At 32.9% G+C, this 12,646-nt stretch carries 9 protein-coding genes and 2 tRNA genes; 6 read left to right on the top strand and 5 right to left on the bottom strand.

Features of this window, described 5'->3' with window-relative positions:
• Positions 1-108 precede the first annotated feature (108 nt).
• Positions 109-777, top strand: a complete 669-nt coding sequence (locus FS85_RS0106300) for a DUF4290 domain-containing protein (protein WP_010135262.1) — start codon at positions 109-111, stop codon at positions 775-777.
• 12 nt (positions 778-789) lie between these two features.
• Positions 790-2,097: a UDP-N-acetylglucosamine 1-carboxyvinyltransferase gene (gene murA / locus FS85_RS0106295; RefSeq protein ID WP_010135261.1), complete on the top strand. Its 1,308-nt coding sequence runs from the start codon at positions 790-792 to the stop codon at positions 2,095-2,097.
• An 89-nt stretch (positions 2,098-2,186) separates the two neighbouring features.
• On the opposite strand, the gene aroC is transcribed toward murA, so the two are convergent.
• The gene (gene aroC, locus FS85_RS0106290) at positions 2,187-3,248 is read right to left on the bottom strand and encodes a chorismate synthase (protein WP_010135260.1); all 1,062 of its coding nucleotides are present in this window, start codon (positions 3,246-3,248) and stop codon (positions 2,187-2,189) included.
• 59 nt (positions 3,249-3,307) lie between these two features.
• Entirely contained in the window at positions 3,308-4,063 is a 756-nt protein-coding gene (locus FS85_RS0106285; RefSeq protein ID WP_010135258.1) for a sulfite exporter TauE/SafE family protein, read from the bottom strand.
• A 193-nt stretch (positions 4,064-4,256) separates the two neighbouring features.
• Between FS85_RS0106285 and FS85_RS0106280 the strand changes: the two genes are divergently transcribed.
• Both FS85_RS0106280 and FS85_RS0106275 read left to right on the top strand, forming a co-directional pair.
• Positions 4,257-4,341 (top strand) — tRNA-Ser (locus FS85_RS0106280).
• 128 nt (positions 4,342-4,469) lie between these two features.
• Positions 4,470-4,913 (top strand): VOC family protein, encoded by a 444-nt coding sequence (locus FS85_RS0106275; protein WP_010135257.1) that lies wholly within the window; start codon positions 4,470-4,472, stop codon positions 4,911-4,913.
• Positions 4,914-4,989: 76 nt separating this feature from the next.
• Here the strand turns inward: FS85_RS0106275 and FS85_RS0106270 are convergent.
• Positions 4,990-5,062: transfer RNA gene (locus FS85_RS0106270), tRNA-Met, on the bottom strand.
• A gap of 128 nt (positions 5,063-5,190) precedes the next feature.
• On the opposite strand from FS85_RS0106270, the gene FS85_RS0106265 reads away from it, so the two are divergent.
• Positions 5,191-5,637 carry an RrF2 family transcriptional regulator gene (locus FS85_RS0106265; protein WP_010135256.1) on the top strand — a complete coding sequence of 149 codons (447 nt, stop codon included), beginning with the start codon at positions 5,191-5,193 and terminating at the stop codon, positions 5,635-5,637.
• Here FS85_RS0106265 and nrdD read toward each other — a convergent pair.
• Positions 5,634-7,409 (bottom strand): anaerobic ribonucleoside-triphosphate reductase, encoded by a 1,776-nt coding sequence (gene nrdD / locus FS85_RS0106260; protein WP_010135255.1) that lies wholly within the window; start codon positions 7,407-7,409, stop codon positions 5,634-5,636. The genes FS85_RS0106265 and nrdD overlap by 4 nt on opposite strands.
• Positions 7,410-7,862, bottom strand: coding sequence for an anaerobic ribonucleoside-triphosphate reductase activating protein (gene nrdG, locus FS85_RS0106255; RefSeq protein WP_029489302.1), 453 nt, complete (start codon positions 7,860-7,862; stop codon positions 7,410-7,412).
• Between the two features lie 190 nt (positions 7,863-8,052).
• Here nrdG and FS85_RS0106250 point away from each other — a divergent pair, with 190 nt between their 5' ends.
• A complete protein-coding gene (locus FS85_RS0106250) occupies positions 8,053-12,279 on the top strand; it encodes a hybrid sensor histidine kinase/response regulator transcription factor (RefSeq protein WP_010135253.1) in 4,227 nt (1,408 codons plus the stop codon).
• Positions 12,280-12,646: the final 367 nt, after the last annotated feature.

Here is a 12,646-nt window from a genome sequence, read left to right as displayed (position 1 = left end):
TTCATTAAAAGAATTAATTGTTTATTGCAGAATCAATTGTGACGGAACCGTTTATCGCCTGATGAATGTAAAAGCCACAAAATACTTACTTTATATTATAAAAAAACTATGGGTTTTGACTTAGAATACAACTCCGAAAGGAGCACTTTGATAATTCCTGAATACGGAAGACATATCCAAAAATTGGTAGATCATTGCGTTGCTTTAGAAGACGATGCCGAAAGAGAAAAAATGGCTCATGCAATTATTGATGTAATGGGAAATTTGCAACCCCATTTAAGAGATGTTCCTGATTTTAAACACAAATTATGGGATCAGTTATTTATCATGTCTAAGTTTCAATTAGATGTTAACTCACCCTACGAAAAACTAAAACCTGAAGAAACTAACGTAAAGCCGGAACCTTTAAATTATCCGAAAGCAGCCAGCAAATACCGTTTTTACGGACACAACATACAAACAATGATCAATGTAGCATTGAGTTGGGAAGACAGTGAGCTAAAAGAGGCACTGATTCTAAATATTGCCAATCACATGAAAAAATGCTACTTAAACTGGAACAAAGACAATGTAGAAGACGAGGTTATTTACGATCATTTGCTAGAATTGTCCAAAGGAAAAATCGATTTAAGAAATTCTGATGACGAATTGTCTCAAAGTGCAACTTTGCTTCGTAAGAGCAATTCTGGCAGAATGAACAATCAAAACAACAAAAATAACAACAACCGAAACAACGGAAGAAAACACAACAACAATCACAAAAACCGTAAAAATTAAACCCTAAAACCTATGGCAACTTTTAAAGTAGAAGGAGGACACGAATTAAAAGGTGAAATCACCCCACAGGGAGCAAAAAATGAAGTACTACAAATTTTATGTGCCGTACTTTTAACTCCAGAAAAGGTTACTGTTTCTAACATCCCCAACATTATTGATGTAAATAAACTTATTGCAATTTTGGGCGATATGGGCGTAAAAGTAAAACAACTAGATGAGTTTACATACGAGTTTCAGGCAGATGAGGTTGACATTGATTATTTAAGTTCTACAGCTTTTAAAGAAGATGGAAAAAAACTTCGTGGTTCTATTATGATTGTGGGTCCTTTGCTAGCTCGTTTCGGAAAAGGATACATTCCTAAACCCGGAGGAGACAAAATTGGCCGAAGAAGATTAGACACTCATTTTGAAGGATTTATCAACCTTGGAGCTAAATTTAGATACAACAAAGAAGAATATTTTTACGGTGTAGAAGCAGATCAACTTACAGGAACAGATATGTTGCTAGATGAAGCTTCGGTTACAGGAACTGCTAACATTGTAATGGCTGCTGTACTTGCAAAAGGAACTACTACAATATACAATGCAGCTTGTGAACCTTATTTGCAGCAATTGTGTAAAATGCTAAACCGTATGGGTGCTAAAATTTCTGGAGTAGGTTCTAATTTGTTAACCATAGAAGGGGTTGATTACTTGGGTGGAACTGAACACAGAGTATTGCCCGATATGATTGAAATTGGTTCTTGGATAGGAATGGCTGCCATGACACGCTCTGAGTTGACCATAAAAAATGTTTCATGGCCAGATTTGGGACAAATTCCAAGAGTTTTTAAAAAGTTAGGAATTCAACTAGAAAAAAAAGGCGATGATATTTACATACCCAAACAAGAATCGTACGAAATAGAAAATTATATAGATGGATCCTTACTGACTGTTGCCGATGCACCATGGCCTGGATTTACTCCTGATTTACTGAGTATTATTTTGGTGGTTGCTACACAAGCCAAAGGAACGGTATTAATTCATCAAAAAATGTTTGAAAGTCGCTTGTTCTTTGTAGACAAGCTAATAGATATGGGAGCTAAAGTAATTTTATGCGATCCTCATAGAGCTACCGTGGTTGGTATGAATCATAAATCTACTTTAAAAGCTACAACGATGACTTCTCCAGACATCCGAGCAGGTGTTTCTTTACTAATTGCCGCTTTATCTGCCAAAGGAACAAGTACTATTCATAACGTTGAACAAATAGATAGAGGATATCAAAACATTGTCAAAAGATTACAAGCAGTTGGAGCAAAGATTGAGAGGATTGATTAAGCACGATAACATCAGCATGCTGTAATAAAAAAGGGAAATAAAATGAATTTTATTTCCCTTTTTTGTCTCTAATTCCTATTAGTTATTATTTAAAATTTACCCGCTTTATCTAGTTTGATATTGTCTAAAATTACCATAGCAGCCAAAGCTTCTACGATAGGAATCGCTCTTGGTACCACACAAGGATCGTGACGACCTTTCCCCATCATCTTTACAATATTACCGTCCTTGTCAATAGTATCTTGTTCTTGAATAACAGTTGCAACTGGTTTAAAAGCTACTTTAAAGTAAATATCCATTCCGTTGCTAATCCCTCCTTGAATTCCTCCAGAGTGGTTTGTTTTCGTACTACCATCAGAATTAAAAATATCGTTGTGTTGACTACCAGTCATGGCAGCCCCATCAAAACCACTTCCGTATTCAAAACCTTTTACTGCATTAATAGATAACATGGCTTTTCCTAACTGAGCATGTAACTTATCAAAAATAGGTTCTCCTAATCCAACAGGTACGTTCTGAATAACACAAGTTACTGTTCCACCTACTGTATCCCCTTGTTTTTTAATATCCGAAATATAGTCAATCATCTCCTGAGCTTTATCAGTATCTGGACAACGAGCAATATTGCTTTCTATCTTAGAAAAATCCAGTTCTTGATACGATTTATCTAACTGAATTGTTCCTACAGATGATGTATATGCATGTATTTTTATTTCAGGAATTGCTTGTTTTGCCACAGCACCACCAACTACCCAGTTAGCAGTTTCTCTTGCAGAAGTTCTACCCCCACCAGCATAGTCTCTATGTCCGTACTTTTTTGTGTACGTATAATCTGCGTGAGACGGTCTATACTGATCTTTTATGTGTGAATAATCTTTAGATTTTTGATTGGTGTTTACAATTCTAAAACCTATGGAGGTTCCTGTTGTTTTTCCTTCAAAAATACCCGACATAAACTCTACTGTATCTGGCTCTTTACGTTGGGTTACAATCTTAGATTGCCCCGGTTTTCTTCTATCCAATTCCTTCTGGATAGCCTCAAAATCCAGTTCTATTCCGGCAGGACATCCATCAATAACGCCCCCTATTGCAGGTCCATGAGATTCACCAAACGTAGTAATGCTAAAGAGCTTTCCAAATTTATTAGCCATAAAAAAAAGTTTGGGCAAATTTAACGAAAACTTTTTGCTTGACCTTAGGAAAATTTGGTTTAGAAAAACCACAACTTTACGGCCATTGCTGTTACTATAACAAAGAGAGCTATTCGTATAAAATTATCTCCTTTTTTAACCGAATATCGACTTCCAAACCAAGCTCCTAAAGAATTTCCTATAGCTAAGGTTAATCCTAGTCTCCAATTTACTTTATCGTTTAGTATAAAAACAAGAAGTGCTATGCTTGTGTATATAAATGCAACTGTTACTTTTGTTGCATTTGCTTTTACTAAAGAAAATTTGTTGATGGCTGGTAAAATTAACAGCATAATAAATCCGACTCCAGCATTTAAAAACCCTCCGTACAACCCCACAAAAAAGAAAGCAATTATAGAAAACCACAAATGCTTTCCAGAAGTTTTCTCAGTTTTCAGATCTTGAAGTTTGTTCTGTTTTTTAAACACAATTAGCAAAACTACAACGATCATAACAACAGAAAGTATTTTCTTAAACAATTCTCCATCAATGTCTATAGCAAATTGTACTCCTATAAAAGAACCTAAAGAAGCCGAGATTCCTACATAAATACTAAAAGGAAATGTAGAAACTCCCTTACTTTTAAACCCACTAACAGCAGATGCTGTTTGAAAAAAAATGGCAACTCTATTGGTTGCATTGGCAATTGCTTCTGGCAATCCCATAAAAATTAAAAGAGGTAACGTTAGTAAAGAACCTCCACCTGCTATGGTGTTAATAATACCAGCTACAAAACCAACAACAATTAGCAAAGGTAAACCAAAATCAAATTCCATATTATAGTTGTTTTACAGGTTCAAACTTAGGGGTATTATTATTTCTTTTTAATATTTTAAGAACAGAATGTTTTTAAAAGCCTAATTTTTAACAAGTTGAATTTTTATGTTATTTTTTTTCTAAAAAAGCTCTTCAAATAACAAAAGAATTATATATTTGCACTCGCAAACGAGCAATCGTCTGCAACATACTGGAGAAATGGCAGAGTGGTCGAATGCGGCGGTCTTGAAAACCGTTGTCTGTAACAGGACCGGGGGTTCGAATCCCTCTTTCTCCGCAAAACCTTACAAGCGTTTGTTTGTAAGGTTTTTTTATTTTCATACTTTTTTATTTGTCCCCATAGCCCTATTTAAATAAATTGTATTTTTAAAACACACTAAAAAATACATCCATAAAAAAATTGCCATGAAAACCATTAACACTTATTTAAACTTTAACGGAAATTGTGAAGAAGCTTTTGACTTTTACAAATCTGTTTTTGGTGGAGAATTTAGCTATGTGGGTAGATTTAGCGAAATGCCTGAAGAAGACGGACACACCATTGCAGATACAGATAAAAATAAAATAATGCACATAGGCTTGCCCATTGGTAATACCGTACTAATGGGATCCGACATTGGCCAAGATTGGGCCAACAATTACAGACAAGGTAACAATTTCTCTATATCTATAAATACAGATAGTAAAGAAGAAGCAGATAGGTTGTTTGCTTATTTATCTAAAGACGGACAAGTTACTATGCCTATGCAAGAGACATTTTGGGGAGCTTACTTTGGAATGCTTACAGATTATTTTGGAATACAATGGATGTTAAACTTTGAACTTTCAGATTTACAAACATCTGAATGATTCTGAATTTTACCATAGTAAAATTGCGTAAACAGTTATAAACAAAAAACACTTCTTAAAAGAAGTGTTTTTTTTGTAGCGGGAACTGGACTCGAACCAGTGACCTTCGGGTTATGAGCCCGACGAGCTACCTACTGCTCTATCCCGCGATTTGGATTGCGAATATAGAGAATATCATTGATACACGCAATAGTTAAAGGATTTTTTATTTATCAAATTCAGCCTAGTTATATTTGCTATCTTTGAAGGAATTTATTGATCTCCAATTCTTTTTTATATGTTATCTAAAGCCTGCAAATATGCAATCAGAGCCATCCTCTATTTGGCTATTCACTCTAATAAAGACAAAAAGATAGGAATTATTACTATTGCCGAAGAATTGCAAACCCCCAAACCTTTTTTAGCCAAATTGCTTCAACAATTAAGCACTCATAATCTTGTTTCTTCATCAAAAGGTCCTGGAGGTGGGTTTTATTTATCTAAAGACAATTTAAAAATTAAACTTTGGGATATTGTGGTTAATATTGACGGAACCGAAAAGTTTGATGAATGTTTTTTAGGTCTTTCTCTTTGCAGTGATAAATATCCATGCCCAGTACACCACATAGTAAAACCTTTTAAAAATGAAGTTTTAAAAGACTTTAAATACAAAACCATCAGCGATTTAAAATCAGAAATCGAAACCTCTGGCACTTTACTATCTTTAAAAATACTAGAATCTTAAGCTTTGTGATAAAACCTTAACGCATGTTCTTTTTGCCTTTCCGAACTAAAATTGGTTACTTTTTTTAAATAACCTATAACTCTTGTTGCGTGATCTACATCTTCAGAAAAACATTTAGAACAACGGTACAAGGTAGCTTTGTCTATATGATAACATTTATTACAAACTGTAATCTTTATATTAAAACAAAAATAATTACAGCCCAACCTGGCCGTGGTACATAGCAACTTTAAAAACGTTTCTACATCCAAATTTTGCTCTAAATTTAGATGCAAAGCTGACCCACCATCTAAATATTGTGTGTAGTCTTTTCCGTGCAATTTAATTTTATCTAAATGATTTAGTTCAGAATCTTCTACTGCATAAAAATATGAATTGTAACATTCCCTATTGACCAACAAACCAGATTGCTTATCCCATTTAGCATTTTTTACGCCTAAGTTTTCGGCAGGCACAAACTCTGTATTAAAACGAAATCCCCATTTTTTTTGAGCTTTTTTATTCTCGTCAAAAATGGTTTTTAAACATTTATTTACAAAGTTATAATAGTTTTTTGTAGGTTGTGCTTTTATACCTAGGCTCTCTGCTGCTTCTACCATTCCATTAATTCCAATGGTTAAAAACTGTTTTTCTAAACTTATAAATCCAGATTTATAAACAGGCAACAAACCAGCAGCATTGTAATCGTTCATTAATTCTCTGTAAGCAACCTGATATTTGTGTATTTTTTGGACTTCGGTAAGCAAGTCTTTTCCTTGTTGTATCAAGCGATTTAGGTTTAACGTAATTACATTAATGGAACCCGTAGCAACACCACCAGCACCCAAAGAATAACTAAAAGTATGATCGGTAATTTCGTTTCTTAGCCTACAACAAGAAGCCAAGCTATCTGCATTTTCTGATTGATATATAAAGAAAGAATTGCCTTGGCTTAACTCTTTGGCACACATCCACGCAAAACCAACATCTTTTGGCTGATTATTTTCAGTTAACATAGCCGCTGTAACTACAGGGAATGTTAGGATTGCTTTTGTTCTCTCGGCATTGAACCAAGTCATAAAAAATTGCTGTAATTTTTTTAATCGCTCCCATTGAGGTTTCACTCCATCAGGAAAAACAAAATTGCCAAACATGCTTTTAAAATAAAACTCATCATACAAAGAAATATTCCAAAAAACGGACTGATAGCCACGGGCTGCCGCTGGTTGATTGATGGCATACACCACATGTTGTAAATGATTTTGAATGGTGTCTGGAAACGTTTCTAAATAATCCTCTCCATAATCGACCGCTGAAAAATAATCAAAATACATTAAAAATTCTACTGTTGCCAACGCTCCGGCAAACTGAGAGCTGATTGCAAAAACTAAGTTCACAAATTCCCCACAAAAACTTTCTAAATGTTTGGGAGCTTTACTTTCTCCTCCCAGTTTTGTCAATCCATCTAGTAAAAAAGGGTACATATTGATAGAAACACAATAAGGTTTTAGAGACGTTTCATCGTGTATATAAATTTCATGAGATTCTATTTGGCGTTCGTATTCATTAGCCAAAGACTCATTAAAAATAGAAGCTATCTTACGCTTTACCAAAGCTCTATTGACTTGTATGTTCACATCTTTGTTCAGCTCTGCCTCTAATGTGGCTATATTTTTGTGTGTAACATTGGCATTGGCATCTAATTTAGAGGCATCTGCAGCATTGTTTGCTTGTAAATAATACTGAATATACGCTACTTTTTTGTTTATCTGATCTTGTGTTAATTGTATCATTTATGTATTTTTTTGAAAATATGAGTTCAATATTTTACCTGTAGCCAATTCTGTAAATCGCTGATTGGTTTGTCTACTTTCTAAGCCCCCCAGACTGGCTTGCCAACTTCCGGTTTTTAAATAATCTAAATACTGGCTTATGCTAAGATCTACATGATTAAGTCCTGTATACAAACAAGTTTTGTAATGATGCTGTTTAGCAATTCTTAAAAAATCTATCAGTGCTTCTTGCTCCCATTCGCCTCCCATAAACAAAACACAAGTAGCCAAATTTTGATACGATTTTAACTTTTTTACATAATCTGGTTTGTATAGTTTTTTCCCATTTTCATTTTTAAACAAGAATGGAGAATGACACCCCTTACACCTTAACGGGCAGCCACAAATGGAAAAACACAAACTGATATGCTTAGGGACTTCTTTAAAAACTACTTGGAACGAATAATAAAACACTAAAAACTCTTTTATAAATATAAAAATACCTTTTTATCTTATTGTTTAATATCATAAAAAACTTAAGTTATTAAAAGAGTTATGAACAAAATCAACAACAAATGTTTAAACCAGTAATTCAAAACAGTTAGAATCGTATTACTTCTTAAGATTTTCTTAAATTTGAAAGAATCAAGAACAAGGATTATATATGACTACATCTCATAAATTAAAACAACTATTTTCGATTGTTTTTTTCTTAATAACACAATTATTTTTTGCCCAGAAAAGTATTTATTTTGACCATATTACTACAAGTAATGGATTGTCTCAAGGAGATATAAACACTATTTATCAAGATCAAAAAGGTTTTATGTGGTTTGGAACACACGATGGCCTTAACAAATTTGACGGATATGATTTTACGGTATACAAACCTGACATTAATGATAAAACCTCTATTAATAGTAACCTGGTATACTCTATTGCAGGAGATAAGCATAACAATATCTGGATAGGAACTACAGGAAAAGGGGTAAACTATTACGATAAAGTAAAGGATGAATTTTTACATTTTACACACGACAAAAATGACCCTAACAGTCTTAGAAACAATCATGTTAGCTGCGTTTTTATAGATAAAGAAGATCGCTTGTGGGTAGGGAACAACAAAGGGTTAGACGTGGCAAGCATTAAAGACTTTAATGGTTCTTTAAATTTTAAACATTTTAAAATTACAGGAGAAGAAATTGCTAGCAGATCTAACAAAAATAGAGTGCATAGTATATTTCAAGACAGTCAGAACCAAATTTGGGTGGGAGATACAGAGGGTTTGTTTATGATGTCTAGGGATTCTATGGACGAAATTTATTTTAAGCATATCAACAACATGTTAGGTTTACCCAAAGCTCCTGTTAATGATATGATAGAAGACAAGTACGGAAGAATTATTATTGGTACTGGAGTTGGTGCTTTTATGTACGACCCTAATAAGTTTGATAAAAAAGTAAAACAAATATTCTGGGGCTTTATTAACTCTATGACCATAGACAAAAAAGACAATCTTTGGCTTGGTGGCTACGGTGGTTTGTTTCAATTTAAGATTGTTAACAAGGACGAATCTCCTCGTTTTATAGAAAAATTTAGGTACAGTCCAGAAGATCAAAATAGCATTAACAACAATGTAATTAGTTCTTTGTTTGTAGACAAAACAGGAATTGTTTGGATTGGAACTCAAGGAGGAGGAGTGAATAAAATAGACCATGAAAAAAAACAATTCCAGCTCGTAAAAAATACGATTGACGAAAAGAGTTTAAGTTACAACACAGTACGTACTTTTTATGAAGATAAAAATCAAAACTTGTGGATTGGAACTTCTGGTGGGGGAATTAATATCTGTAAAAAAGGGAACGACTATAAGGAGTTTTTTAAAATAGAAACATCTATTAAAAAATGCTTTTCTATCCAAGGTATTGACAATGATACCAAAATGTTACTAGGATTTGAATCTTACCCTGGATTGTATGAATTGGATTTAAAAAAAATTAAAAACATTGAAAACATCTCTGAAAAAGACTTGGTAGCTAACGATGTTAAAGAAAGTGTTTTTAGCATGCTAGAAGACAGCAATAAAAATGTGTGGATTGGTACCTATAATGGTGGCTTGTACAGATGGTTAAAAGACAAAAAAAACAATACTTATAAAAAAGAAAGATTGTATCATGAACCTTCAGACCCTAATAGTTTACCTAGTGATATTATTAGAGCTATTCATGAAGATCACTTAGGAAATATTTGGTTAGGTACCGCTAATGGGCTAAGTAAATTAGTCGTATCTGAAATTGATAAAAACAGTCCAAAATTTATCAATTACTACCACAACCCTAGTAACGAAAAAAGCATCAGTCACAATTACATCTTACAAGTAAAACAAACCAAAGACAAATCTCTATGGATTGGTACTTTAGGTGGTGGAATTAATAAGCTTACCACCGCAATAGACCAAAACAAAGCATCGTTTATTCATTTTTCAGAAAAAGATGGACTTTCTAACAATGTAATCAAAGGCTTTTTAGAAGATGATGAAGGAAATTTATGGATTTCATCAAACAAAGGAATCTCTAAGTTTGACCTTAACAATAAAACTTTTAAAAATTACGATCAAAACGATGGGCTGCAAGGAAATGAATTTGTAGAAACCTCTAGCATTAAAAGAAAAAATGGAGAATTGCTTTTTGGAGGTACCAACGGTTTTAATGTTTTTAGGCCTAAAAAAATTAAAGACAACCCACACAAAGCCAATGCAGTAATTACTAAATTCTCTATAGATAATCAACCTATTAAAAGAGGAGATAAGTTTAACAATCGTGTTATTTTTGACAAAGCCATATACGAAACCAAAGAATTAGAACTTAAATATGATGAAAATAGTATTTCGTTTGAGTTTGCTGCTTTGCATTATTCTGTACCTTCCAAAAATAAATTTGCGTACAAACTAGAAGGCTTTGATAAAAGTTGGATTTATACCAATGCCAAAAAGCGTTTTGCTAACTACACCAATCTAAGCCCAGGAAATTATACACTAAAGGTAAAAGCTGCTAACAACGACAATATTTGGGAAGAAAACTACACTGAAATGGCAATAAAAATTGTTCCTCCTTTTTGGAAAACAACTCAAGCCTATGTAATTTATTCTATTGCATTTATTTTACTGCTTATTTTATTTTGGAAATACATTTTAAACAAAGCTAAAAACAAACATCAACTAGAAGTTAAAGAATTAGAAAAAGAGAAGAAAGAAGAACTTCAAAACTTAAAACTAGAATTCTTCACCAATGTTTCGCACGAGTTTAGAACCCCACTAACGTTAATAAAAGGACCTTTAGACGTACTTCAAAAAAGAGGCTTAGAGCTAAAACCAGATGCCTTTAAGGAACAACTACGATTGATGGAAAAAAACACCAATTACTTGTTACGTCTTGTCAATCAACTGTTAGATTTTAGAAAAATGAATCAAGGAAAAACAACCTTGGTTATGAGAAATAGTAATATTGTTAGTTTTATAAAAGAAGTTGCAGAACCTTTTCAGTTTTTAGTTCATAAAAAAGAAATAAATTTTACCATAAACAATAGCTCTAATAGTATTTACAGTTGGTTCGACCATGATGCCATCGAAAAAATCATCAACAACCTACTGTCTAATGCATATAAATTTACACCTAAAGAAGGAACCATAGAAGTATCTGTTTCAGAAAACGAAAACAAAGTGGTAATTCAAGTAAAAGATTCTGGTATAGGTATTGCCCCAGACAGAATGAAAAATATTTTTGAAAGATATTATACTAAAAAAGATAAAAATGAAAACAATCCTAAAGGAATTGGAATAGGATTGGCTTTTACCAAAAATCTAGTAGAACTACACCAAGGTACTATTGAAGTAAAAAGTGAACCCAACCAAGGAACAGAATTTACAATACAGCTTCCTATAGAAAAAGAAGCTTACTTAAATATTCCTGAAATTGTTTGTAAAGAAGATAGTGATGGAGATTATGCCAGAAGAAGTTCAGAATCTGAATCTATTGCTATTGATATGAATGATGATATTGCCGATGAAAGTATTGCCAAGCAAAGGTCTAATGAATTACCTATTCTTTTAATTGTTGATGACAATAAAGATATTCGCTCTTTTATACGTTATTCATTAGAAGATGAATACAAAATATACGAAGCAGAAAACGGAAAAGAAGGATTTGAAATTGCAACCAAAATTATCCCTAACGTAATTATTACTGATTTGGTAATGCATATTATGGATGGAATTGAACTCTGTGAAAAACTTAAAACCACTGTAACCACAAGTCATATTCCTGTTCTGATTCTTTCTGCAAAATTATCACAAGAAAAAGAATTAGAAAGTTTGCAGCATGGAGCAGACGATTATATCAGAAAACCTTTTGATATTGAATTGCTTAACCTAAAGCTAAAAAACATTACCAAAAAAAGAGCATTGCTCAGAAAACGTTTCAACAGAGAAGTAGACCTACAACCCGAAGAAGTTACCGTAACTTCTGCCGACGAACGTTTTTTAAAACAAGTAATTGAAATTATAGACAAACACATGACAAATACCGAGTTTAGTGTAGAAACGTTGGTAAACGAAATTGGACAAAGTAGAAGTAACTTGTACCTAAAACTAAAAGAAATTACAGGATTATCTTCTAGCGAATTTATCCGTAGTATCCGTTTAAAAAGAGCCATGCAGTTGTTTGACACTACTGACTTACCAGTAAAAGAAGTTATGTATAAAACAGGTTTTAGTACAGCTTCTTATTTTTCTAAGTGCTTTAAAAAGCAATTTGGAGCCAAACCAAGTGACTACTTGAATAAGAAAAAAGGCAATTCTGGAAATATTTCTGTAGATGATTTGCTAGACAAATAACAATACATAGAAACTTGTAAACAATAAAACGACTGGTAGATATAATTTCTATCAGTCGTTTTATTTATATGCCTTTTGTTCTGATTTTTATAATATCCAAACATCTAAAAGGAAAGGTATTGATTGGCTAAATTATTATCCTATTTATTTTTTATAAAGCCTTTCTTAGAAAGGTTATGGTACTTCAGCATTTGTTTTATGTATCATCCGTTATTTTGACTTAAAAGGGATATAACATTTATCGATTGATAATATACAAGCTTGATATAAAGATTTAAAGTGAGTTTGATTTAACAAATTCAGCCTCCTGCTGAGACACACAGTTTAATTTTAGAAAAGATTAAAAAATACAAACTAAGAAGCAAAA

Origin of the sequence: Ochrovirga pacifica, from assembly GCF_000220525.1 — a bacterium.
GTDB classification, from domain to species: Bacteria; Bacteroidota; Bacteroidia; order Flavobacteriales; family Flavobacteriaceae; genus Ochrovirga; species Ochrovirga pacifica.
Note: the sequence above shows the minus strand (reverse complement) of the source record. Positions and strands in the feature narration are given on the sequence as shown.

Coding starts and splice junctions, on each gene's coding strand:
- FS85_RS0106300 (WP_010135262.1), top strand. CDS start 109: ATGGGTTTTGACTTAGAATACAACTCCGAAAGGAGCACTTTGATAATT.
- murA (WP_010135261.1), top strand. CDS start 790: ATGGCAACTTTTAAAGTAGAAGGAGGACACGAATTAAAAGGTGAAATC.
- aroC (WP_010135260.1), bottom strand. CDS start 3,248: ATGGCTAATAAATTTGGAAAGCTCTTTAGCATTACTACGTTTGGTGAA.
- FS85_RS0106285 (WP_010135258.1), bottom strand. CDS start 4,063: ATGGAATTTGATTTTGGTTTACCTTTGCTAATTGTTGTTGGTTTTGTA.
- FS85_RS0106275 (WP_010135257.1), top strand. CDS start 4,470: ATGAAAACCATTAACACTTATTTAAACTTTAACGGAAATTGTGAAGAA.
- FS85_RS0106265 (WP_010135256.1), top strand. CDS start 5,191: ATGTTATCTAAAGCCTGCAAATATGCAATCAGAGCCATCCTCTATTTG.
- nrdD (WP_010135255.1), bottom strand. CDS start 7,409: ATGATACAATTAACACAAGATCAGATAAACAAAAAAGTAGCGTATATT.
- FS85_RS0106250 (WP_010135253.1), top strand. CDS start 8,053: ATGACTACATCTCATAAATTAAAACAACTATTTTCGATTGTTTTTTTC.